Annotated in this window: 19 protein-coding genes; 9 read left to right on the top strand and 10 right to left on the bottom strand. The window is 75.8% G+C overall.

Features of this window, described 5'->3' with window-relative positions:
• Positions 1 to 59 precede the first annotated feature (59 nt).
• From ADEH_RS02660 to ADEH_RS02650, 3 genes are all read left to right on the top strand, one after another.
• Positions 60 to 1,298: an efflux RND transporter periplasmic adaptor subunit gene (locus ADEH_RS02660; protein ID WP_011419577.1), complete on the top strand. Its 1,239-nt coding sequence runs from the start codon at positions 60 to 62 to the stop codon at positions 1,296 to 1,298.
• Positions 1,299 to 1,384: 86 nt separating this feature from the next.
• Complete coding sequence (locus ADEH_RS02655; protein ID WP_011419576.1) at positions 1,385 to 4,552, top strand: efflux RND transporter permease subunit; 3,168 nt, start codon at positions 1,385 to 1,387, stop codon at positions 4,550 to 4,552.
• Positions 4,545 to 6,047 carry an efflux transporter outer membrane subunit gene (locus tag ADEH_RS02650; protein ID WP_011419575.1) on the top strand — a complete coding sequence of 501 codons (1,503 nt, stop codon included), beginning with the start codon at positions 4,545 to 4,547 and terminating at the stop codon, positions 6,045 to 6,047. Before ADEH_RS02655 ends, ADEH_RS02650 begins: the two co-directional genes overlap by 8 nt.
• On the opposite strand, the gene ADEH_RS02645 is transcribed toward ADEH_RS02650, so the two are convergent.
• A complete protein-coding gene (locus tag ADEH_RS02645) occupies positions 6,044 to 6,406 on the bottom strand; it encodes a hypothetical protein (RefSeq protein WP_011419574.1) in 363 nt (120 codons plus the stop codon). The genes ADEH_RS02650 and ADEH_RS02645 overlap by 4 nt on opposite strands.
• A 223-nt stretch (positions 6,407 to 6,629) precedes the next feature.
• On the opposite strand from ADEH_RS02645, the gene ADEH_RS02640 reads away from it, so the two are divergent.
• From ADEH_RS02640 to ADEH_RS02625, 4 genes are read left to right on the top strand one after another with little or no spacing between them, the layout of a single operon-like run.
• On the top strand, positions 6,630 to 7,556 hold the full coding sequence (locus tag ADEH_RS02640; RefSeq protein ID WP_232287511.1) for a TerC family protein: 927 nt from the start codon (positions 6,630 to 6,632) through the stop codon (positions 7,554 to 7,556).
• The gene (locus tag ADEH_RS02635) at positions 7,553 to 8,059 is read left to right on the top strand and encodes a hypothetical protein (RefSeq protein WP_041453285.1); all 507 of its coding nucleotides are present in this window, start codon (positions 7,553 to 7,555) and stop codon (positions 8,057 to 8,059) included. The genes ADEH_RS02640 and ADEH_RS02635 overlap by 4 nt, the downstream gene beginning before the upstream one ends.
• Before the next feature lie 56 nt (positions 8,060 to 8,115).
• A complete protein-coding gene (locus ADEH_RS02630) occupies positions 8,116 to 8,463 on the top strand; it encodes a hypothetical protein (protein ID WP_011419571.1) in 348 nt (115 codons plus the stop codon).
• A gap of 49 nt (positions 8,464 to 8,512) precedes the next feature.
• Positions 8,513 to 9,733: a cation:proton antiporter gene (locus ADEH_RS02625; RefSeq protein WP_232287414.1), complete on the top strand. Its 1,221-nt coding sequence runs from the start codon at positions 8,513 to 8,515 to the stop codon at positions 9,731 to 9,733.
• A 16-nt stretch (positions 9,734 to 9,749) separates the two neighbouring features.
• Here ADEH_RS02625 and rnk read toward each other — a convergent pair whose 3' ends face one another.
• The 4 genes from rnk to ADEH_RS02605 all read right to left on the bottom strand — a co-directional run bounded on the left by rnk (position 9,750) and on the right by ADEH_RS02605 (position 13,415).
• On the bottom strand, positions 9,750 to 10,163 hold the full coding sequence (gene rnk / locus ADEH_RS02620; protein ID WP_011419569.1) for a nucleoside diphosphate kinase regulator: 414 nt from the start codon (positions 10,161 to 10,163) through the stop codon (positions 9,750 to 9,752).
• Between the two features lie 300 nt (positions 10,164 to 10,463).
• Positions 10,464 to 11,621, bottom strand: coding sequence for a PQQ-dependent sugar dehydrogenase (locus tag ADEH_RS02615; RefSeq protein WP_011419568.1), 1,158 nt, complete (start codon positions 11,619 to 11,621; stop codon positions 10,464 to 10,466).
• Between the two features lie 22 nt (positions 11,622 to 11,643).
• Entirely contained in the window at positions 11,644 to 12,390 is a 747-nt protein-coding gene (gene ribA, locus ADEH_RS02610; RefSeq protein WP_011419567.1) for a GTP cyclohydrolase II, read from the bottom strand.
• Positions 12,387 to 13,415 carry an NAD(P)/FAD-dependent oxidoreductase gene (locus ADEH_RS02605; protein WP_011419566.1) on the bottom strand — a complete coding sequence of 343 codons (1,029 nt, stop codon included), beginning with the start codon at positions 13,413 to 13,415 and terminating at the stop codon, positions 12,387 to 12,389. The genes ribA and ADEH_RS02605 overlap by 4 nt, the downstream gene beginning before the upstream one ends.
• A gap of 255 nt (positions 13,416 to 13,670) precedes the next feature.
• Here ADEH_RS02605 and ADEH_RS02600 point away from each other — a divergent pair, with 255 nt between their 5' ends.
• Together ADEH_RS02600 and ADEH_RS02595 are read left to right on the top strand one after the other, a co-directional pair.
• Entirely contained in the window at positions 13,671 to 14,822 is a 1,152-nt protein-coding gene (locus ADEH_RS02600) for a PAS domain-containing sensor histidine kinase (RefSeq protein WP_011419565.1), read from the top strand.
• Between the two features lie 56 nt (positions 14,823 to 14,878).
• The gene (locus tag ADEH_RS02595; protein WP_041453284.1) at positions 14,879 to 16,060 is read left to right on the top strand and encodes a vitamin K epoxide reductase family protein; all 1,182 of its coding nucleotides are present in this window, start codon (positions 14,879 to 14,881) and stop codon (positions 16,058 to 16,060) included.
• 164 nt (positions 16,061 to 16,224) lie between these two features.
• Here the strand turns inward: ADEH_RS02595 and ADEH_RS02590 are convergent, their stop codons facing one another.
• From ADEH_RS02590 to ADEH_RS02570, 5 genes are read right to left on the bottom strand one after another with little or no spacing between them, the layout of a single operon-like run.
• The gene (locus tag ADEH_RS02590; RefSeq protein ID WP_011419563.1) at positions 16,225 to 17,556 is read right to left on the bottom strand and encodes a sigma-54-dependent transcriptional regulator; all 1,332 of its coding nucleotides are present in this window, start codon (positions 17,554 to 17,556) and stop codon (positions 16,225 to 16,227) included.
• Between the two features lie 9 nt (positions 17,557 to 17,565).
• Positions 17,566 to 18,810, bottom strand: coding sequence for a sensor histidine kinase (locus tag ADEH_RS02585; protein ID WP_011419562.1), 1,245 nt, complete (start codon positions 18,808 to 18,810; stop codon positions 17,566 to 17,568).
• Positions 18,810 to 20,213: a hypothetical protein gene (locus ADEH_RS02580; protein ID WP_011419561.1), complete on the bottom strand. Its 1,404-nt coding sequence runs from the start codon at positions 20,211 to 20,213 to the stop codon at positions 18,810 to 18,812. The genes ADEH_RS02585 and ADEH_RS02580 overlap by 1 nt, the downstream gene beginning before the upstream one ends.
• Positions 20,210 to 20,818 carry a hypothetical protein gene (locus ADEH_RS02575; RefSeq protein ID WP_041453283.1) on the bottom strand — a complete coding sequence of 203 codons (609 nt, stop codon included), beginning with the start codon at positions 20,816 to 20,818 and terminating at the stop codon, positions 20,210 to 20,212. The genes ADEH_RS02580 and ADEH_RS02575 overlap by 4 nt, the downstream gene beginning before the upstream one ends.
• An 11-nt stretch (positions 20,819 to 20,829) precedes the next feature.
• A complete protein-coding gene (locus ADEH_RS02570; protein WP_041453282.1) occupies positions 20,830 to 21,555 on the bottom strand; it encodes a hypothetical protein in 726 nt (241 codons plus the stop codon).
• Between the last annotated feature and the right edge of the window lie 120 nt (positions 21,556 to 21,675).

The following is a 21,675-nucleotide window of genomic DNA, read 5'->3' as shown; positions in this document are numbered from 1 at the left end:
CTATCAGTACCGCCCTCCCGGGCTCACGGATCCGTTCCCCGGGCCTCAAAGGAATCGAGATGAACCCCTCCCTCCGCTCCCCTCGCGCCGCCACGCGGCGCGCTCCCGGCCTCCTTTTCGGCAACCGCGCGCTCGCGCCCGCCGCGCTCGCGCTCGCGCTCGTCGCCGCCGGGTGCGGCAAGAAGCAGGAGGCGCGCGCCCCCGGCCCGGTCGAGGTCGGCGTGATCACCCTCTCCCCGCAGGCGGTGACGCTCACCACCGAGCTGCCCGGTCGCGTCTCCGCGTTCAAGGTCGCCGAGGTCCGCGCCCGCGTGAACGGCATCGTGCTGAAGCGCCTGTTCACCGAGGGCAGCGACGTGAAGCAGGGGCAGCCGCTGTTCAAGATCGACCCGGCGCCCTACCAGGCCGCGCTCGACAGCGCCCGGGCGCAGCTCGCCCGCGCCGAGGCGACGCTCTCGTCGGCCAGGCTCACCGCCGAGCGCTACACCGAGCTCGTGGCCGCGAACGCGGTGAGCCGGCAGGAGCACGAGGACGCCGTGGCCGCGCTGAAGAAGGCCGAGGCCGACGTCGCCGCCGGCCGGGCCGCGGTGGACGCCGCCCGCATCAACCTCGGCTACACCACCGTCACCTCCCCGGTGGGCGGCCGCATCGGCCGCTCCGAGGTGACCGAGGGCGCCTACGTGCAGGCGGCGCAGGCCACGCTGCTCGCCACCGTGCAGCAGCTCGACCCGGTCTACGTGGACGTGACGCAGTCCAGCGCCGAGCTGCTCCGGATGCGCCGCGATCTCGAGGCCGGCAAGCTCCAGTCCGCCGGCGCCGGCAAGGCGAAGGTCGCGCTCACCACCGAGGACGGCCGCGAGTACGGCCTCCCCGGCACGCTGCAGTTCGCCGACGTCACCGTGGATCCTGGCACCGGCTCGGTGGCGCTGCGCGCGATCTTCCCCAACCCCCGCGCCGAGCTGCTCCCCGGCACCTACGTGCGGGCCCGCCTCGCCGAGGGCGTGAACCCGCAGGCGCTGCTCGTCCCGCAGCGCGCCGTGGCCCGCAACAACAAGGGTGAGCCCACCGCGCTGGTGGTCGCCGGCGGCAAGGTCGAGCTGCGCAACCTGGTCACCGAGCGCGTGATCGGCGACGCGTGGCTCGTGACCTCCGGCGTGAAGCCCGGCGAGCAGGTGATCGTCGAGGGCCTCCAGAAAGTGCGCCCCGGCGCCCCCGTCAACCCGGTCCCGGCCGGCGGCGCGAAGCAGGCGAACGCCGCGACCCCGGGCCAGCCGGCCCCGGCGGGCGCGGCCCGCTGAGGCGCCCGACAGCGTGACCGCGCGCGCGGCCGGACCCGAGCCGGCCGCCCGCGCACCCCTTCCCATTCTTCAGTCGAGGAGTCGTCGTGGCCAGGTTCTTCATCGATAGGCCCATCTTCGCGTGGGTGATCTCGATCATGATCATGCTGGCCGGTGGGCTCGCCATCCTGGGCCTGCCGGTCTCGCAGTACCCCGCCATCGCGCCGCCGGTCGTCACGGTGTACGCGACCTACCCGGGCGCGAACGCGCAGACGCTGGAGAACTCGGTCACCCAGGTCATCGAGCAGAAGATGACCGGCATCGACCACCTCCGGTACATGTCGGCCGCGAGCGACAGCTCCGGCAACGCCAGCGTCACGCTCACGTTCGAGGCCGAGGCCGACCCGGACATCGCGCAGATGCAGGTGCAGAACAAGCTGCAGAACGCCATGCCGCTGCTGCCGCAGCAGGTGCAGCAGCAAGGCGTGCGCGTCCTGAAGACCGTCAACAACTACCTGCTCATCGCCGGCCTCATCTCCGAGGACGGCAGCATGACGCGCGACGACCTGAACGACTACGCGTTCTCGAACATCGTGGACCAGATCAGCCGCGTGACCGGCGTGGGCGAGGTGACCGCGTTCGGCACGCAGTACGCCATGCGCATCTGGCTCGACGCCGACAAGCTCGCCAGCTTCAAGCTCACCCCGCTCGACGTGAGCGCCGCCCTCCGGGCGCAGAACGCGCAGGTGTCCACCGGCTCCCTCGGCGCGGCCCCGGCCGTGCCCGGCCAGCAGCTCAACGCCACGGTCACCTCGCAGACCCGGCTCCAGACGCCCGAGCAGTTCCTGAACATCCTGCTGCGCGTGAACCCGGACGGCTCGCAGGTGCGGCTGCGCGACGTCGGCACCGCGAACCTGGGCGGCGAGACCTACGAGCTGGAGAGCTACTACAACGGCAAGCCCGCCGGCGGCATGGGCATCCGGCTCGCCTCCGGCGCGAACGCGCTCAAGACCGCGGAGCTGGTGCGCGCCAAGCTCGCCGAGCTGTCGCAGTTCTTCCCGCCGGGGATGAAGGTCGTCTACCCGGTGGACTCCACCCCGTTCGTGCGGATCTCGATCGAGGAGGTGGTGAAGACCCTCGCCGAGGCCATCATCCTCGTGTTCCTGGTGATGTTCCTGTTCCTCCAGAACTTCCGCGCGACGCTCATCCCGACCATCGCCGTGCCGGTGGTGCTGCTCGGCACGTTCGGCGTGCTGGCGGCGGCCGGCTTCACCATCAACACGCTCACCATGCTCGGCCTGGTACTCGCCATCGGCCTGCTGGTGGACGACGCCATCGTCGTGGTCGAGAACGTCGAGCGCGTGATGAGCGAGGAGGGGCTCTCTCCGCGCGAGGCCACCCGCAAGTCGATGGGCCAGATCACCGGCGCGCTCGTCGGCATCGCGCTGGTGCTCGCCGCGGTGTTCGTCCCCATGGCGTTCTTCGGCGGCTCGGTGGGCGTCATCTACCGGCAGTTCTCCATCACCGTGGTCTCGGCCATGGCGCTGTCGGTGGTGGTCGCGCTGACGCTCACGCCGGCGCTGTGCGCCACGATCCTGAAGCCGGTCGAGAAGGGGCACCACGCCTCGGAGAAGGGGTTCTTCGGCTGGTTCAACCGGCTCTACGGGCAGGGCAGTGGCCTGTACGAGAAGTCGGTGGGCTGGATCCTGCGCCGCGCCGGGCGCGCCCTGATCGTCTACGCGGTGCTGCTCGCGGCGCTGGGCGGGCTGTTCCTGCACCTGCCCACCGGCTTCCTCCCCGAGGAGGACCAGGGGTCGATCATCAACATGGTGCAGCTGCCCGCGGGCGCCACCATGGACCGCACCCGCACGGTGATGCAGGAGGTGACGCGCCACTACCTCGAGGACGAGAAGGACAACGTCGAGGCGGTGATGGCGATCACCGGCTTCAGCTTCTCCGGCCGCGGCCAGAACGCCGGCCTCGCGTTCGTGCGCCTCAAGGACTGGAGCGAGCGCCCGAAGAAGGAGCAGCACGCGCCCGCCGTCGCCGGGCGCGCCATGCGGGCGTTCTCGCAGATCAAGGACGGCCTCGCGTTCGCGTTCGTGCCGCCGGCGGTGCCGGAGCTCGGCAACGCCACCGGCTTCGAGCTGCAGCTCCAGGACCGCGGCAACCTCGGGCACGAGGCGCTCATGGCGGCCCGCAACCAGCTGCTCGGCATGGCCGCGAAGGATCCCCGGCTCGCCAAGGTCCGGCCGCTCGGCCTGGAGGACACGCCGCAGTACCGCATCGACGTGGACCAGCAGAAGGCCGCCGCCCTCGGGCTCTCGCTCTCCGACATCAACGCCACGCTCTCCAGCACCTGGGGCATCAACTACGTGGACGACTTCGTGGACAAGGGGCGCACCAAGCGCGTGTACGTGCAGGCGGCCGCGCCGTTCCGCATGAAGCCCGACGACCTGAACCGCTGGTACGTGCGCAACCGCGGCGGCCAGATGGTCCCGTTCTCGGCGTTCTCCACCGGCACCTGGGTGTACGGACCGACCAAGCTGGAGCGCTTCAACGGGTCCCCGGCCATGGTGATCCAGGGCGAGCCGTCCCCGGGCCACAGCTCGGGCGAGGCCATGGCGGCCATGGAGGAGCACGTCAAGGCGCTCCCGGACGGCATCGGCCTGGAGTGGTCGGGGCTCTCGTACGAGGAGCGGCTCTCCGGCGCGAACGCCCCGGCGCTCTACGCCATCTCGCTGCTGGTGGTGTTCCTCGCGCTGGCGGCCCTCTACGAGAGCTGGTCCATCCCGTTCTCGGTGATGCTGGTGGTGCCGCTCGGCGTGCTCGGCGCGGTGCTGTTCACCGAGCTCGCGAGCATGGACGCGGGCGTCTACTTCCAGGTCGGCCTGCTCACCACCATCGGCCTCTCGGCCAAGAACGCCATCCTCATCGTCGAGTTCGCGAGGGCCCTGTACGAGCAGGGCATGAGCCTGTTCGACGCCGCCGTGGAGGCGGCCCGCATGCGCCTCCGCCCCATCATCATGACCTCGCTCGCGTTCATCCTCGGCGTGCTCCCGCTCGCCATCGCGAACGGGGCGGGCGCGGCCGGGCAGAACGCCATCGGCATGGCGGTGATCGGCGGCATGGTCTCGGCCACCTTCCTCGCCATCCTGCTCGTGCCGGTGTTCTTCGTGAAGATCGCCGGCAAGCGGAAGACGCCGCCGCCCGACCTGGTGGCCGGGCCGCGCGACGAGGACGAGGCCGCGCCGAAGGAGATCGCCCATGCGTAGCCCCGGCCTCGCGGCGCTCGCCGCCGCCTCCGCCCTCGCCGTCTCGGGGTGCACGCTCGCGCCCCGGTACCAGCGCCCCGCCGCGCCCGTGGCCGCCGAGTTCCCCGCCGGCGGCGGCGCGCCGACCGGCCCCGCCGCGGCCGACCTCGGCTGGCGCGACGTGTTCCAGGATCCCGGCCTCCAGGCCGTGATCGACCAGGCGCTGCGCGAGAACCGCGACCTCCGCGTCGCCGCGCTCAACGTGGAGCTGGCCCGCGCGCAGTACGGCATCCAGCGCTCGTACCTGCTGCCCACGGTGGGCGCGACCGGGAGCGGCAGCCGCTCGCGCACGGCGAAGGACCTCAGCTTCACCGGCGAGCCCTCCGTCGGGAACGTCTTCTCGGCCGGCGTGGGCCTCACCTCGTTCGAGATCGACCTGTTCGGCCGCGTGCGCAGCCTGCGAAACCAGGCGCTGGAGCAGTACCTCTCGACCGAGGAGGCCCACCGCAGCGCGCACCTGGCGCTGGTCTCCGAGGTCGCGGTCCAGTACCTCGCCTCGCGCGCGCTGCAGTCGCAGGTGGCGCTCGCCGAGCAGACGCTGCAGACCGTGCAGCAGTCCTACGACCTCGCGAAGCGCACGTTCGAGGCCGGCCGCACCTCCGAGCTCGACTTCCGCACCGCCGAGGCGCAGGTGGAGACCGCCCGCGTGAACCTGTCCGCCTACCAGCAGGCGCTCGCGCAGGCGGAGAACGCGCTGGTGCTGCTCGCCGGCGGACCGCTGCCGAAGGACCTGCCGACGGCGCCGCTCGAGTCGCAGCCGCCCGTGGCGGAGCTGCCCGCCGGGCTCCCCTCCGACCTGCTCCAGCGCCGGCCCGACATCCTCTCCGCCGAGCACCAGCTCAAGGCGGCCAACGCCAGCATCGGCGCGGCGCGCGCGGCGTTCTTCCCGTCCATCTCGCTCACCGCCTCGGTGGGCACGGCCTCCACCGAGCTGTCCAACCTGTTCACCGCCGGCTCGGGCACCTGGGCGTTCTCGCCGCGCATCGACCTGCCCATCTTCACCGGCGGGCGGAACAAGGCGAACCTCGACGCGGCCAACGTCCGCAAGTCGATCCAGATCGCGAGCTACGAGAAGGCGATCCAGGTGGCGTTCCGCGAGGTGGCCGACGCGCTGGTGGCGCGCGGGCGCCTCGACGAGCAGCTCGAGGCGCAGACCCGGCGCGTCCAGGCGGAGCAGCGGCGCTACGACATCTCGGAGCTGCGCTACCGCAAGGGCGTGGACAGCTACCTGAACGTGCTGACCGCGCAGCGCGACCTGTACGGCGCCCAGCAGCAGCTCATCCAGACGCGGCTGGCCCGGTACCAGAACTCGATCGGCCTGTACCGCGCGCTGGGCGGCGGCTGGCTGGAGCGAGGCACCGCCGCGGCCGCCGCGCCCGCCCCGGCGACGCCGGCCTCCCCCGCGGCGCCCGCGCCCGCGGAGCCGGCCCAGGCCGCGCCGCCGCAGCAGGGCTAGCGGGCGCCGGCGTCGCGCGCCGCGTCGCCGGGGGCGACCACCGTCACCCGGTACACGCGGCGCGCGCCGAGCGGCGAGCCGCCCGCGGCCGAGCAGGTGGTGGTGCCCGGGCCGACGCCGCGGAGCGCGCCGCCCTCCGGCGAGTCCGCGCCCACGGCCACCTTCGGATCGTCGCAGAGGATCGCGCGCGGCGGGCACTGCACGGTGCCGGTAGGGCAGAGCGGCTTCACCTCGCCCACCTCCAGCGTGAGCGGGAACGGCGCGTCGGCGGCCGGCTCGCCCTGCGCGCGCGCGGCCGGCGCGGCGGCGAGCGCGAGGGCGGTCAGGCACCAGCGGGCGGCACGGCGGAGCGCGGTCATGCCCCGGTCATAGCGCAATCGCGGCGCCGGCGGCGTGCCCGCGCGCGGTCGGGCCGGGTCCGCTGGATGCACAGCTTTTCTGAATGTTCCGGTCCATCATTTTGTCATGGTCTAAGACACGGCCGGGGCCCTAGATCCGCCGGAAACGCTTCCGGAGGATGTCTTGGTCGAATCGATCGGCTCACCCGCCCTGTGGATCGGCTTCCTGGCCTTCGTCGCGCTGATGCTGGCGCTCGACCTGGGCGTGTTCCATCGGAAGGCCCACGTCATCCGCGTGCGCGAGGCGCTGGGCTGGAGCGTGGTGTGGGTGACGCTGGCGCTCGCGTTCAACGCGCTGGTGTGGTGGCAGTTCGGGGCCGACCGCGGCCTCGAGTTCCTCACCGGCTACCTCATCGAGAAGTCGCTCGCGGTCGACAACATCTTCGTCTTCGTGATCATCTTCTCGGCGCTGGGCGTGCCGCCGCTCTACCAGCACCGGGTGCTGTTCTGGGGCATCCTCTCCGCGCTCGTCCTGCGCGCCGGGATGATCTTCGCCGGCACCGCGCTCCTGGCCCGGTTCCACTGGACCATCTACGTGTTCGGCGCGCTGCTGGTCGCGACCGGCGTGAAGCTGTTCCTCGGGCGCCACGAGGCGCCGGATCCCACCGGCGGCCGGCTCATGCGGCTGGTCCGGCGGGTCATCCCCTCCACCCACGAGCTGCGCGGGGCGCACTTCCTCACGGTCGAGAACGGCCGCCGCGTCGCCACCCCGCTGCTGCTCGCGCTGGTGCTGGTCGAGATCTCCGACGTCATCTTCGCGGTGGACTCCATCCCCGCGATCTTCGCGGTGACGCTCGACCCGTTCATCGTCTTCACCTCGAACATCTTCGCCATCCTGGGCCTGCGCTCGATGTTCTTCCTGCTGGCCGGCATGGTGGAGCGCTTCTCCGGGCTGAAGACCGGCCTCTCCGCGGTGCTGGTGTACGTGGGCCTGAAGATGCTGGCGATGGACTGGGTGAAGGTCCCGGCCGCCCTCTCGCTCGCGATCGTCGCCGCGCTGCTCGTCGCGCCGGTCCTGCTCGGCGCCTGGCGCGACCGCGCGCGCGGTCACCGCGCCGCCCCGGCATCGGGTACAGTCCTCGGGCCGTCCCGCCCCGAGGAGAGCCGATGACCCGCACCCCCTGGATCGCCGCCGCCGCGCTCGCGCTCACGCTCTCCGGCTGCGCCTCCGTCGCCGCCCAGCGCGCGCGCACCCGGTACCTGGAGGCCGAGCTCGACAAGGTCCGGTACCCGCAGCCGGCGGAGGAGATCTGGGGCGACGTGCGCCGGCTGCTCATGCAGAGGGAGTTCCCGCTCGCCGACGAGGAGGATCCGCGCGAGGGGATCCAGGGCATGGTGGTGAACCTGTTCACCCCCGCCCGCCCCACCGAGATCGACAAGGCCGGGCGGCGCAAGCTCGACACCGGCTGGCGGAAGGACCAGACCCGCGTGCACGCCGAGGCCGCGCCGGGCGAGGGCGGCGTGCAGGTCCGGCTGACCCGGCTGGTCGAGGACCAGACCGAGCACGGCCACGGGAAGCCCTACCGCGACGTGGACCTGGAGCTGGAGCTGGCCCGGCTGCTCGCGCCCCAGGAGGCCGCGCGCATCGAGGCCGGGATCCCGAAGCCTCGCTAGCGCCCGGCGCCCCGTCGGGCGCGGCGCCGCCGCCCCCACCCCGGTACATCCGAGCCATGCCCCTGCTCGTCTCCGTCCGCGACCTCGTGTTCCGCTCCAAGATCCACGCCGCCGCCGAGCGGCTCGGCGTCACCGTCCGCTTCGCCCCGCGCGGCGCCCGCCTGTCCGACGCCGCCCGCGAGCTGGGCCAGGGCACCGTCATCGCCGACCTCTCAGAGCCCGGCGTGCTCGACGAGGTGCGGGCCGCCCGGCAGGCCGGGCTGCCGGTGCGGGTCATCGGCTTCCTCGGCCACGTGGAGGTCGAGCTGGCCGGCGCCGCCCGAGCGGCGGGGGTGGACGAGGTGATCTCGCGCGGCCAGTTCGTGCAGCGCCTCGACGGGCTCCTCACCGAGCACGCAGGGTAGCGGCGATCGCGGGTTGCCCGCGGGGCGGCCGGCTGCGATGGTGCGGGCCGTGTCCTCCGAGCTCGCCTACATCGCCCTGCTGTTCGCGCTCTTCGTCATCCCGAAGGCGCTGCAGCGCTTCCGCATCCCCGGCGCCATCACCAGCCTCCTGCTCGGGCTGGCGGCCGCCCGCGCCGGCCTGTTCACCGGCGACCCCACGCTGGCGCTGCTCGCCACGCTGGGCATCACCGGCCTGTTCCTGTTCGCCGGCCTGGACGTGGACGCGAAGGACCTCCGCCGCGGCGCCGCGCTCGTCGCCCAGCACCTCGTCATCCAGGCCCTCCTGCTCGCGGGCGTCGCCTGGGCCATCGCGGCCGCCACCGGGGTGGCCTGGCGACCGGCCACGCTGGTGGCGCTCGCGCTGGTGACGCCCTCCACCGGCTTCATCCTCGACTCGCTCCAGTCCTTCGGCCTGGACGCCGACCAGCGCTTCTGGACCCGCACCAAGGCGGTCGCCACCGAGCTGCTCGCCCTGGCGGTGCTGTTCGCGGTGCTCCAGTCCACCTCGGCGGCGCGCTTCGCCGGCGCCACCGCGGCGCTGCTCGCGGTGGTGGTGCTCATCCCGCTGGTGATGAAGGCGTTCGCGGTCGCGATCGCGCCGTGGGCGCCGCGCTCCGAGTTCGCGTTCCTGGTGATGCTGGCGGTGATGGCGGCGTTCGCCACCCGCAAGCTGGGCGTGTACTACCTGGTGGGCGCGTTCCTGGTGGGCGTGGCGGCGCGCCGCTTCCGAGAGCGGCTCCCGGCGTTCTCCTCCGACCGCCTGCTGCACGCCGTCGAGGTGTTCGCGTCGTTCTTCGCGCCGTTCTACTTCTTCAGCGCCGGCGCGCACCTGCACCCGGAGCTGCTCACCCTGTCCTCGCTCGCGGCCGGACTGGTCTACCTCGCGGCCATGATCCCGCTGCGGGTGGGCCTGGTGGCGGTGCACCGGAGGCTCGCGCTCCGCGAGCGCCTGGGCCAGGCGCGGCGCGTCGCGACGGCGCTCGTGCCCACGCTCGTGTTCTCGCTGGTGCTGGCCGAGATCGTGATCGAGCGCTTCGAGGGCGTCCCGCCCTGGCTGGTGGGCGGGATCATCCCGTACGCGCTCCTCAACACCATGATCCCGGCGCTGACGCTGGGCGCGACCGCCAGCTTCGAGGAGGTCCACCTCGACGTGACGGTGGTCGAGCCCGAGCCCCAGCCCGACGCGACGATGGCCGCCGCGCCCCCCGCCGGCCCGCGCCAGGCGGGGTGAGCGGACGCGGCGGCGCTCACACCGCCGCGCTCGCCGCCGCGGCGGCGGGCGGCTGCACCGAGCGCACCTTGAGCTCCACCTCGCGCCCGTCCGGCAGCGTCCAGGAGATGGACTGGCCGGTGGACAGCCCGAGCAGCGCCGCGCCCACCGGGGCCAGCACCGAGAGCCGGCCCTCCCGCAGGTCGGCCGCGGTCGGGTAGACCAGCGTGATCTCGCGGAGCCGGCCGGTCGCGCCGTCCTCGTAGACGACCCGCGAGTTCATGGTGACGACGTCGGCCGGCACCTGGCCGTCCGGCACGCGCACGGCGCGGTCGAGCTCGGCGTCGAGCCGCTCCGCCGCGGCGGCGTCGCGGCCCTCCTGGTGCTGCTCCACCAGCGCGCGCAGGCGCTCGTGATCGGTCTCGCTGACGTAGATGCGGTCGCGGCTCATGGATCCTCCAGTCGCTCGGCCCGGGCCGGGCCCGGGTGTGTCCAGCGGTGAATGCCCGCGCGCGGCCTCGAGCGGCGGCGCGGCGAGCGGGCGATGCGGCGGTGCTGCGGTGCGGGTGGAACGCGCCTCGGTCCTGCGCTCTAGCGCGAGGGGATCGAGGCGCCCTGGCCGAGGAAGGCCGTGCCGTGGGCGCACGGGCGCCCGCTCGCGATCCGCCGGGGCGGGGCGAGGCAGGGGCGCCGGGAGGTGTGGATGGGCGCGTGCACGGTACCTCTGATGTAGCCGCGCGCGCCGAGAAGATCAACCGCCCACCAGCCGGACCACCACGTCCCGCTCCGCCGGGCAGGTGCCGCGGCCGTCGCAGTTGCTGGTGGTGAGCCAGAGCGCGCCGTCCGGCCCCTCGACCACCTCGCGGATGCGCCCCAGCCCCGACGGTGGCTCGCCCTCGAGGTAGACCTCGTGGGCGCCGAGGCCGCCGCGGCCGTCCAGCGCCACCCGGTGCAGGTGGCGCGACCGGAGCGTCCCGAACAGGAAGCTGCCCTTCCACTGCGGCACCGCCGACCCCCGGTACACGCTCCCGCCGCCCGGCGGCGCGGCCGCGCGGAACGAGAGGATGGGCGCGACCGTCCCCGGCTCGGCGTCGCACCCGGACACCGCCGGCCAGCCCAGGTCGTCGCCGGCGCGCGCCACCGTCACCTCGTCCTGGCCGGTGCGGGAGCGCTCCCCGCTGGGCCCGTGATCCGCCAGGATCAGCGTGCGGTCGTCGAGCCAGTCGAAGGCCTCCAGGTTGCGGATGCCGGAGAGGAGCACCGCGCTGTCCGGCCGCGGGTTGCCCGGCGCGGGCGCGCCGTCGGCGGTGATGCGCAGGAGCTTTCCGCTCGGGCTCGCCGGGTCGCGGGCGCGGTCGGGCTGGCCGCCGTCGCCGGTGCCGACGTACAGCATGCCGTCCGGGCCGAACCGGATCCGCCCGCCGTCGTGGTACCGGGCCGCGGGGATGCCGTCGAGGAGCACCTTCTCGCGCGTCGCGGCGCGGCCGTCGGCCGAGAGCCGCCAGCGCGACACCTGGTTCACCGGCGCCCCGTTCGCCTCCACCGTCGCGTACAGGTAGAAGCACCGGTTCTCGTCGAAGCGCGGATCCGCGGCGATCCCGAGCAGGCCGCCCTCGCCGCCCGGCGCGATCTCCACGGTGGCCACCGGCTCCGGCTGGAGGCGGCCGCCGCGGACGAGCCGCACGCGCCCGGGCCGCTCGGTGACCAGCACGTCGCCGCCGGGGAGGAAGGCCAGCCCCCAGGGCACCTCGAGGCCGCTCGCCACCCGCTCGACCCGGATCCGGACCGCGCCGGCCGCGCCGAAGCCCTGCTCCACCATCGTGCAGCCGGGCGCCCGCGGGCGGGCGGGGGCGGCGCCGCAGGCGAGCAGGAGCGCGAGCGGGCCGAGGGCTGCGAGGGCGGAGCGCATCCCGGGGATCTACGGGCGCGCGTCACTCCGCGCCGGGCTCCTGCGGAGCCGGCGCGACCACCACCGGGTCGGCCTGCTCGGAGCGCGGGGCGAGCGCGTCGAGGTCGATGAGGTGCCCGGACCGCCGCGCCTTCGTCTCCAGGTAGAAGCGGTTGTGCTCGCCCGGCGGGATGACGTGCGGGATGCGCCCGCTCACCTCGACCCGGTAGGCGGTGAGCTGCCGGATCTTCTCCGGGTTGTTGGTGATGAGCCGGATGGAGCGGAGCTCGAGGCCGTGGATCATGTGCGCGGCCACCGCGTAGTCGCGCTCGTCGTCGCGGAAGCCGAGCGCGAGGTTCGCCTCCACCGTGTCGAGCCCCTGCTCCTGGAGCGCGTACGCGCGGATCTTGTTGATGAGCCCGATCCCGCGCCCCTCCTGGCGCAGGTACAGCAGCACCCCGCGCCCCTCGCGCTGGATGGCGGCGAGGCCCTCGGTGAGCTGGTCCCGGCAGTCGCAGCGGAGCGAGCCCATCACGTCGCCGGTCAGGCACTCGGAGTGGAGCCGGACCGGGACGTCCGACGCGCCCACCACGTCCCCGTGCACCAGCGCCACGTGCTCCTTCGCGTCGCGGTTGTTCCAGAACGCCACGATCCGGAACGGGCCCGCGCGCGTCGGCAGCCCGGCCACCGCCACCACCCGCACGCAGACGCGGCCCGGCCCGAAGCCCTCGCACTCGTGGTCCCGATCGCGCAGCACGAGCTGCGCCAGCGCGTCGCCGCCCCCGGTCATGCCCCCTCCCCCGCGAGGATCCGCCCCGCCAGCGCGCGGCCCGAGCGCCACGCCGCCTCGACCCCGCCGCCCGGCGCGAAGCGATCGCCCGCCACGCCCAGCCGCGCCCCGCCCGGCAGCGCCAGCAGCAGCGGGCGCGCCAGCTCCGCGGCGAGGTCGGTGCGGGCCCAGCGCCAGCGGTGCGGGTGCGCGGTGCGCGGGTCCGCGGCCCACGCGCCGAGGAGGCGCGCGGCCTCGTCGAGCACGTGGCGCGGCCAGTCCGGATCGTCGAGGTGCTGGCGCGACCAGGCCGGGTGGGCCTGGTAGGTGAAGACGAGCAGCGGCGAGCCCGGGCGCTTGCTCGACTCGTGCGAGACGAGCTGGACGATGCGCGAGGTCTCCGGGTAGCTCACGTGCCACGGCGGGCGCGGCGCGCCGGGCGCGTACGCGGCCAGCAGCGCGAGCGCGCAGTGGCTGGAGGCGGTCGCGAGCAGCGCCCGGGCCGCGGCCACGGCGGGCGGCGCCGGCAGCACCGTGGCGAGCAGCTCGTCGGCCTGCTCGGCGGCGAGCGCCAGCACCGCGACCTCGGTCTCCAGGAAGGAGCCGTCGTCGAGCCGGAGCGCGACGGTGCCGTCGCCGGGCACGAGCCCGACCACCTTGCGCTGCAGCCGCAGCTCCAGCCCCTCCGCCAGGTGGCGCGGGAACGCGTTCACGCCCTCCGCGAAGGCGCGGCGCACTTCACCGGGAGAGAACGCCTCCGGCTGGCACGGCGGGCCGCTGCCGTGCACGTCGGCCGGCCAGTCGAGCCGCGTCGCGGGCACCGCGTCGAGCGCGGCCAGGAACCCCGGGTCGCGCCCGTGCAGGAACACCGCGCCGTAGTCCACCGGCTGGCCCTCCAGCGCGCGCGTGGCGCACCGGCCGCCCACGCCCCGCGCCCGGTCCAGCACCAGGGTGCGCCGGCCGCCCTCCGCGAGCGCCCTCGCGCAGGAGAGCCCGGCCACCCCGGCCCCGACGATCACCACCGGCGATCCCTCGGTCCCCGCCATGGGTGGGAGTGTAGACCGCGCGCGGGCCGCGGTTCGCACCACGGATCGGGCGCGGCGTTTCGCCGGGCGGGTCGCGCGGTGCCGCACGGAGAGCCGGCCGGGCGCCCGCACGTCGCGGGGCGTCCCGCGCGGCGGAACCTGTTGGGGCGCGCGCCGAACTGCCGCGGCGCGGACCGCGGATCGAGGCAAGATTCCCCCCGCCGGGTGCGCGCGCGTGCTCGCGCGTTTCGACGGCGGACGTCCTGCTTCGAGACGATGAGCGACCCCAACGACCATCGCCCGCCCCCGGGCGGCCCGGGGCACCTGCAGGAGCAGGGGCAGCTCCTCCGCCTCCTCGTGGACAGCGTGAAGGAGTACGCGATCTTCATGCTGGATCCGGCGGGCCACGTGCTCACCTGGAACCCGGGCGCGGAGCGGATCAAGGGGTACCCGGCGCACGAGATCGTGGGGCGGCACTTCGCGGTGTTCTTCACGCCCGAGGACGTCCGCCGCGGCAAGCCGGACGCGGAGCTGCGCGAGGCGGCCGAGCAGGGCTCGAGCGAGGACGAGGGCTGGCGCGTACGGCGCGACGGCACGCGCTTCTTCGCGAGCGTGGTGGTCACCGCCCTGCGCGGCCCGGACGGCGCGCTCCGCGGGTTCGCGAAGATCACCCGCGACCTCACCGAGCGCCGGCGCGGCGAGGAGGCGCGGCGGAACCTGGCCGAGGCGCGCGAGGCGGTGCGCTCGCGCGACGACTTCCTGGCGGTCGCGTCCCACGAGCTGCGCACCCCGCTCACCTGCGTGCAGCTCGTGACCCAGTCGCTCGCCCGGCAGACGCACGAGGGGCAGGCGGTCACGGGCCAGCAGGTGGAGCGCCTCGAGCAGCTGCAGCGCCACGTGGCGCGGCTGGGCGAGCTGGTGAGCGGGCTGCTCGACCTCGCCGAGATGTCGCGCGGCGCGCTGCAGCTCGAGCCGGCCCCGTTCGACCTCGCCGAGCTGGTGCACGAGGTGGCGGCGCGCTTCGAGCCGGACGTCCGGCGCAGGGGGACGGCGCTGAGCGTGCACGCGCCCGGGCCGATCCCCGGCCGGTGGGACCGCCGCCGGGTGGGCGACGCGATCGCGGCGGTGCTCGGCAACGCGGTGAAGTACGGCGGGCGCTCGCCCATCGAGGTCACGGCCAGCCGCGACGACCGGCGGGCGGTCGTGGTCATCGAGGACCGGGGGCCGGGCATCGCGCTCGAGGACCAGTCGCGCGTGTTCGAGCGCTTCGAGCGGGCGGCGCCGGTGGCGCACTACCCAGGGCTCGGCGTGGGCCTGTGGACGGCCCGGCAGATCCTGAACGCGCACGGCGGAGACATCGCGGTCGAGAGCGCCGCGGGCAAGGGCGCCCGGTTCTCGCTCCGGCTTCCGCTCGAGTACCCCGCCTGACGGTGGGGCACGCCGGTAGGCAGGACGGCCGGGCGACTTCCGGTTACCATCCCCCCGTGCCCGCACCCCACGTACCCGACACCTCCAGGGGCAAGCAGCCCGATCGCGGGGGGACCTCCGCCCGCTCGCGCGCGCTCGAGCTCGCCATCCTCCTCCTGGCGCTGGCAGGCGCCGGCCTCGCCGCGGAGCTGACGCTCCTGCACGGCCGCGCCCACGCCGGCGGCGCCTCCAGCTTCTGCGCCATCTCCGAGCGCGTAAACTGCGACAAGGTGGCCCTGAGCGCATGGTCGTCGCTGCTCGGGGTGCCCCTCGCGGCCTGGGGCCTCCTGGCGTACCTCGTCATCGCCGCGCTCGCGGCGTCGGCGCTGCGCCGGCCGCGCGCGGAGGCGGGCTGGCCGGCCGGGCTCCTGCTCGCCGCGTCGGGCTTCATGGCGGCGGGGGCGGTGTTCCTGGCGGCCATCTCCGAGCTGGTGATCGGCTCCCTGTGCATCGTGTGCGCGGGCTCCTGGCTGGTCTCGTTCGCGCTCGCCGGCTGCGCGTTCGTCCTGGCGCGGCGCGCCGGCGGCCCCGCGGCCGCGATCCGGGCGGACCTGGCCGCGCTGCGGGCGCGCCCGCTCGCGTCCGCGTCCGCGGCGCTCGTGCTCCTCGCCGCCTCCGGCGGCCTGTTCGCGTTCTACGCCGGCCCGCCGCCCGCGGGCACGGGCACGGGCGCGCCGGCGGCCGCCGCGCCGGCCGCGAAGCTCGGCCCCCCCGGCTCGATCGTGCTGTACGAGTACAGCGACTACGAGTGCCCGTTCTGCGCCAAGAGCCACGAGGCCAACAAGCCGATCCTGGCGTCCCGGCCCGACGTGAAGGTGGTGCGGCGCCACTTCCCCCTCGACGACACCTGCAACCCGAAGCTCACCCGGCCGTTCCACGTCGGCGCCTGCGATCTCGCCCGCGCCGCCATCTGCGCCGAGGCGCAGGGCCGCTTCGAGCAGATGGACGACGCCTTGTTCCGGAACCAGGCGGAGAAGGCGCCGGTGCGGGAGCTGGCCCGGCGAGTCGGCCTCGACCTCCCGCGCTTCGACGCGTGCCTCTCGTCGCCCGACACCGAGCGCCGCCTCGCCGACGACATCGAGAGCGCCATCCAGGCCGGCGTGCGCGGGACCCCGAGCTACGTGTACGGGGGCAAGGTCTACCCCGGCGATCTCGCCACGCTGCTCGGCGCAAAGCCGGCGACCACGAGCGGCGGGTAGTCCCTGGGGTCCGCGCCGCTGGCGCGCCCGCTCACCCTGAGCGTCCCTCGACTCCGCGCCGCTGGCGCGGCGCTACGCTCGGGATGAGCGGGGCGGAGTCGAAGGGTCGGGATGAGCGGGGCGGAGTCGAAGGGTCGGGATGAGCGGGGCGCAGTCGAAGGGCCCTACTCGCCCTCCACCGCGAGCCCGTGGCTCGCGAGCAGCGAGTACAGCCGGCGCCGGGTCACCCCGAGCAGCCTCGCGGCGCGCGTCTTGTTCCCGCCGGCGCGCTCCAGCGCCGCCTCGATCACCTCGCGCTCGAACGCGTCGAGGCCGAAGCCCTCCACCAGCAGCTCGGCGGCGCGCCCGCCGGCCCGCGGCGCCGCGCCGGGGGCGACGTGCTCGGCGCGGATCTCGCCCTCGCCCGCCAGGATGAGCGCGCGCTCGAGCGCGTTCTCCAGCTCGCGGACGTTGCCGGGCCACGGACGCTCCAGCAGCCTCGCGCGGGCCGCCGGGCCGAGCCGCTCCGGCGGCACGCCGTGGCCGGCCAGGTGGCGCTCGGCGATGGGCAGCACGTCCTCGCGGCGCTCGCGCAGCGGCGGCACGCGGATCGCGAACACGTCCAGGCGGTAGTAGAGGTCCTCGCGGAACGCGCCCTCGCCGACCGCCGCGGCCAGGTCGCGGTTCGTCGCGGCCACCACCCGCGCGTCCACCGTGCGGGGCGCGGTCGCGCCGAGCGGCACGAAGCTGCGGTCCTGCAGGAAGCGGAGCAGCTTCACCTGGGTGGAGGGGGGGATCTCGCCGATCTCGTCGAGGAACAGCGTCCCGCCGTCGGCGGCGGCGAGGTGGCCGGGGCGGCGCTGCGCGGCGCCGGTGAACGCGCCGCGCTCGTGGCCGAACAGCTCGCCCTCGAGCAGCGTGTCGGGCAGCGCCGCGCAGTGCACCTCGACCAGCGGCCCGGCGGCGCGCCGGCTCCGCCAGTGGACGAGCCGCGCGAGCTGGCTCTTCCCGGTGCCGCTCTCGCCCAGCAGCAGCACGGTCGCGTCGGTGGCCGCCACCTGCTCGGCCGCCGCCACCGCCGCGCGCATGCCCGCGCTCTCCGCCACCAGGTCCGGGGCGAGCCGCGCCACCAGGCCGGCGCTCCGGGCCGCGGCGGCGCGCTGCTCGGCGAGGCGGCGCACCCGGAGCCGCAGCTCGTCCATCGGGAACGGCTTCGTCACGTAGTCGGCCGCGCCCGCCTTCATGGCCTCGACCGCGCTCTCGGCCGAGCCGTGCGCGGTCATCATCACCACCTCGGGCGGCGGCGTGCGCGCGCGGGCCGCGCGGAGCACCGCCAGCCCGTCCACCTGCGGCATGCGCAGGTCGGTCACAACCACGTCGAAGGCGCCCTCGCCGAGCCGCGCCAGCGCCTCGGCCCCGCCGCCGGCGCGCACCACCTCGTGCCCGTCCAGCTCCAGCATCTCCTGCACGAAGCGGCCGAGCTTGGGCTCGTCGTCCACCACCAGCACGCGGGACATGCGGCGATCCTATCCGGGCTCGAGCGGCAGGGTGAGCGCGAAGGCCGCGCCGGGTGGGCCCGGGTCGGCGAGCTCGAGCGCGCCGCCGTGCCGCTCGGCGATGCGCCGGGAGATGGCCAGCCCCAGGCCGGCGCCGCGGGCCCGCCCGCTCGCGAACGGCTCGAACAGGCGCGCGCGCAGGTCCGCGTCCACCCCCGGCCCGTCGTCGCGCACCTCGACCCGCGCCATGGGTCCGGCGGGGCCGGCGGTGACCGCCACCCGGCGCGCCCCGGCCAGCGCCGCGTTCTCGAGCAGGTTCGCGAGCACCTGGCGCACGCGCGCCGCGTCGGCGCGCACCCGGAGCGGCGGCACCGAGAGCGCCACCTCGACCGCCGGGTGGGCGCGGCCCAGCGCGCGCGCCGCCTCGGCGGCGAGCTCGGCGAGGTCGGCCGGCTCGGCCGCGATGGCGGGATCGCGCGCCAGGTCCAGGAAGTCGTCGGTGAGCCGCCGCAGCCGCTCCACCTCGCCGAGCACGTCCCCCAGCGCCTCCACGTCGCGCGGGGCGAGCGCGGCGCCGGAGCGGGCCCGCACCAGCTCGGCCGCGCCGCGGATGACGCCGAGCGGGTTGCGGATCTCGTGCGCCACCATGGCGGCCATGGTCGCGAGCGCCTCGCCGCGCGCGGCCCGCGCCGCCGCCGCCGCCGAGCGGCGCTCCGCCCGCGCGAAGCCGGCCGCGGCCAGCGCCAGCGCCACGGCGGCGAGCGCCGAGAGCGCCACCCCGAGCCACAGCGCCCGGCGCAGCCCGGCGCGCGCGGCGGCGAAGCCCTGCCCGGCCTCGAGCGCCAGCGCGGCGGCCGGCGCGCCGTCCGGCCCGCGCACCGGGAAGTAGCCGGTGGCCACCGGGAGGTTCCCGACCGCGTAGGCGAACGCGACCGACGGCTCGCCCCGGAGCGCGCGCGCCACCCGCGCCGGGTCCACCCGGAGCAGGTCGGCCCGCCCGCCGGCCGCGCCGGTGGCGTCGGCCAGCACGCGGAGGTCGCGATCCACCACGTAGGCGCCCTCCAGGCCGTTCGCCGCCATGACCGCGCGCAGCGCGGCCGGATCGGCGCCGGCGCGCCCGAGCAGCTCGGCGGCGGTGGCGCCCGCGCCGGCGAGCCGCTCCTCCAGCACGCGGTCCAGCGCGGCGGAGGCGGCGCGGTGGAGCGCGAGCGTCGCGCCGAGCGCGCCGGCCAGGCCCAGCAGGCCGGCGAGCAGCGGCGCGAGCGCGCGGGCCATCAGTACCCCGCCGTCCACTGCAGCCCGACGGTCGGCACCAGCTTGTCGTACTCGAGCGACGGGATGCTGGACAGCGCGCGGCGGGCCTGCAGGCCGAGGCGCGCGGTGAGGCGGCGGCCCAGGTCCAGCTCGCCGAGCAGCGCGGCGTCGAGGTAGGTGTCGCGGCGCGTGTCGAGCAGCACCGGATCCTGCGCGTCGTAGGCGCGGAAGGACACGCCCGCCTCGGCGGCGAGGCGCGCGCGCGCGCCGAGCGGCAGGCGCAGCTCGGCGCGGGGGCCGTGCTCCACCCAGGACAGGTAGCCGACGTCGGCCGCGTCGCGGCCCGCCCCGTAGGCGAGGCCGAGCCAGGCCAGGCCCACCGGGAACGCCAGCTTCGCCTCGCCGCGGGCGAGCACGCCCGAGAACGGGTCGTACGCGCCCGAGTACGACTCGAGCCGGACGAACGCGGTCGCGGACAGCACCGCCCGCCCCAGCGGCACGCCCGCGGAGGCGAGCAGCCGGTGCGCGGAGAGGTAGGGATCGCCCGCGAGCGTGCGGTAGCCGTACGCGTACTCCGCGAGGAGCGACACCGCGCCGGCGCGGGCCTGCCAGCCGGCCGCGCCGTCGAGCGCCGCCAGGTCGTAGCCGCCGAGCTGGAACTGCTCGTTCGCTGCGCCGCCGGCGCGCAGGTACGGCCCCACCGCGCCGCGCGGCCGCCACAGCCCCGCCGCGCCCACCGCCCAGATCCCGTCGGCGTCGCCGCTGCCCGCCGAGCCCGGCGGCGCGAGCGTCACGTTGGAGTCCCAGCCGCTCTCGGCCCAGGCCGAGAGCACCAGCCGGCCGTCGCGGCTGGCGAGCCGCGAGAGGTCGGTCGCCATGCGGGCCAGCGCCGGGTTCGCGGTGGCGGCCTCGAACAGCGACGCCGCCTGCGAGCCCTCCCCGGCGCGGAGCGCCACCAGGCCCAGGTAGAGCCGCGCCAGCTCGCGGTGCGCCGGCACCCGCTCCGCCTCGCGGAGCAGCGGCCGCGCCGCGTCGTCCTCGCCGAGGTCGTAGCGGCAGATGCCCTCCAGCAGCGCGGCGGACTCGCCGGCGCCGGCGGCGCGCGCGGCCGCGAACGCCTCGGCGGCCCGGCGGGTCTCGCCGGCGTCGAGGAGCCGCAGCCCCTCCTCGAACGGATCCGCGGCGGCCGGCCCGGCCGCGCACAGCTTCGTCAACTCGGCGCGCGAGCGCGCGTCGGCAGGATCCCGCTCGGCGGCGGCGCGGAACGCGGCGGCGGCCGTGTCGCGGTCGCCGGACCGGAGCGCCGCCTCCGCGACGGCCCGGTACTCGGCCGCGGCGGAGGGATCGGCCGCGCCGGCCGGGGAGACCGGCGCGCAGGGCGAGGTGGCCGCGGCGGCCGCGGCGAGCAGCAGGGCGGCGATCACGGGCGCGCCTCCGCCGCGTCGGCGCGGGCGGTCAGCCCGGCGAGCAGCTTCCGGGCCTCGTCGCGGCGGTAGCCGTCGCGGCGCCGGCCGGCGAGCCCCTCCGCCTCGCGGCAGAACGCGGCCGCCGCCGCGGGGCGGCGCTCCCGGCCCAGCGCCTCGCAGCGCGCCAGGTAGAAGTCCACCGCCGCGGTGGAGGGCTCCCCGCGCAGCGCCCGGGCGATCTCGGCGCGGAGCCGCGCCGCCTCCCCGGCCACCCGCGGCCCGGAGCGCCCGCCGACGCCCGCGAGCTGCGCGTCGGCGCAGAGGTACAGGCGCGCGTCGTAGCAGGCCAGCGCGCGGTAGTAGGCGATGAGCGCGTCGCCGCCCGCGGCGGCGCCGGTGCCGAAGGCCTCGAGCGCCTCCTCGGGGCGGCCCAGCTTCACCAGGGTCGCGCCGGCGTAAGGCCGCGCGTCCGGATCGCCCATCCGCTCGGCGACCCGGAACTCCACCAGCGCCTCGGTGTACCGGCCCTCGCGGAAATGGCGTGCGCCGGCGAGCAGGTGCTCGCCGGCGTCCGCGCCGGCCGCGAGCGCGAGTCCGAGGAGGATCAGGGCGTGCGTGCTCACGGCCGCACCGCTCAGTGCATCCCGCCGGAGCCGCCGCCCATGCCGCCGCCGGTGCCGGAGCCGCCGTCCATGCCGCCGGTCCCGCCGTGGCCGCCCATGGTGCCGCCGTGCATCTCCATCAGGTGATGCGCGCCGGCGGCCTCGCCGCACTCGCCCGCGCCGTTCATGCCCGCGCCGTGTCCGGCGCCGTGCTGGCCCTGCGGGCCCTCCGGCCGCTGCGTCGCGGCCTGGCCGGCCTGGTGGCGGAGCGCGTGCCGCTCGGCCGCGCGGGTCGCCTGCGCCTCGCGCGCCTCGGCCGCGCTGCGCTGGGCCATGCCCTGCATCGCCTGGCCGGGCAGCTCGGGGTGGCCGGCGCCGGTGGGCGCGTGCTGCATCATCGCCTCGTGCATCTCGGCGCGGACCTGGTCGTGCATCCGCGCGTGGGTCTGGTCGCCGGTGCCGGTGCCGGTGCGATCGTTCAGCCGGTCGCGGTCCTGCGCCATCTGGCGGACCTGGTCGCCCATGGCGGTGGGGTCGGCCCGGTGCGCCGGGTCCTTCGCCATCTCGCGGACCTGGTCCCCGATCCCGCTGCCGTCGTGGAGGCGGTCGTGCTGGCGGACCTGGTCCCCGGCGCCGCTGCCGTCGTGGAGGCGGTCGCGGTCCTGCTGCTGGACCGGGTCGGTGGTCGGGGTGGTCTGCGCGCGGGCGGCGCCGGAGGCGAGCAGCGCCGCTGCGGCTCCGATGATCCATCGCTTCATGGTGTCCTCTCTGCGCCGCGACATGCGGCTCGACCCGATGCCAGAGCAACCCGCGTGCCGCACCGGATCTCGCGGACTTGCGCCGCCCGGAGCGCCGCCGGGTGTACCGGATGGTACGCC

Source organism: Anaeromyxobacter dehalogenans 2CP-C (genome assembly GCF_000013385.1).
GTDB classification, from domain to species: domain Bacteria; phylum Myxococcota; class Myxococcia; order Myxococcales; family Anaeromyxobacteraceae; genus Anaeromyxobacter; species Anaeromyxobacter dehalogenans_B.
This window is presented reverse-complemented; position numbering and strand designations above follow the sequence as displayed.

What these genes read in the sequence shown, in the direction of transcription:
- ADEH_RS02660 (WP_011419577.1), top strand. Translation starts at nt 60, where the DNA reads ATGAACCCCTCCCTCCGCTCCCCTCGCGCCGCCACGCGGCGCGCTCCC.
- ADEH_RS02650 (WP_011419575.1), top strand. Translation starts at nt 4,545, where the DNA reads ATGCGTAGCCCCGGCCTCGCGGCGCTCGCCGCCGCCTCCGCCCTCGCC.
- ADEH_RS02645 (WP_011419574.1), bottom strand. Translation starts at nt 6,406, where the DNA reads ATGACCGCGCTCCGCCGTGCCGCCCGCTGGTGCCTGACCGCCCTCGCG.
- ADEH_RS02640 (WP_232287511.1), top strand. Translation starts at nt 6,630, where the DNA reads ATGCTGGCGCTCGACCTGGGCGTGTTCCATCGGAAGGCCCACGTCATC.
- ADEH_RS02635 (WP_041453285.1), top strand. Translation starts at nt 7,553, where the DNA reads ATGACCCGCACCCCCTGGATCGCCGCCGCCGCGCTCGCGCTCACGCTC.
- ADEH_RS02630 (WP_011419571.1), top strand. Translation starts at nt 8,116, where the DNA reads ATGCCCCTGCTCGTCTCCGTCCGCGACCTCGTGTTCCGCTCCAAGATC.
- rnk (WP_011419569.1), bottom strand. Translation starts at nt 10,163, where the DNA reads ATGAGCCGCGACCGCATCTACGTCAGCGAGACCGATCACGAGCGCCTG.
- ADEH_RS02615 (WP_011419568.1), bottom strand. Translation starts at nt 11,621, where the DNA reads ATGCGCTCCGCCCTCGCAGCCCTCGGCCCGCTCGCGCTCCTGCTCGCC.
- ribA (WP_011419567.1), bottom strand. Translation starts at nt 12,390, where the DNA reads ATGACCGGGGGCGGCGACGCGCTGGCGCAGCTCGTGCTGCGCGATCGG.
- ADEH_RS02605 (WP_011419566.1), bottom strand. Translation starts at nt 13,415, where the DNA reads ATGGCGGGGACCGAGGGATCGCCGGTGGTGATCGTCGGGGCCGGGGTG.
- ADEH_RS02600 (WP_011419565.1), top strand. Translation starts at nt 13,671, where the DNA reads ATGAGCGACCCCAACGACCATCGCCCGCCCCCGGGCGGCCCGGGGCAC.
- ADEH_RS02590 (WP_011419563.1), bottom strand. Translation starts at nt 17,556, where the DNA reads ATGTCCCGCGTGCTGGTGGTGGACGACGAGCCCAAGCTCGGCCGCTTC.
- ADEH_RS02585 (WP_011419562.1), bottom strand. Translation starts at nt 18,810, where the DNA reads ATGGCCCGCGCGCTCGCGCCGCTGCTCGCCGGCCTGCTGGGCCTGGCC.
- ADEH_RS02570 (WP_041453282.1), bottom strand. Translation starts at nt 21,555, where the DNA reads ATGAAGCGATGGATCATCGGAGCCGCAGCGGCGCTGCTCGCCTCCGGC.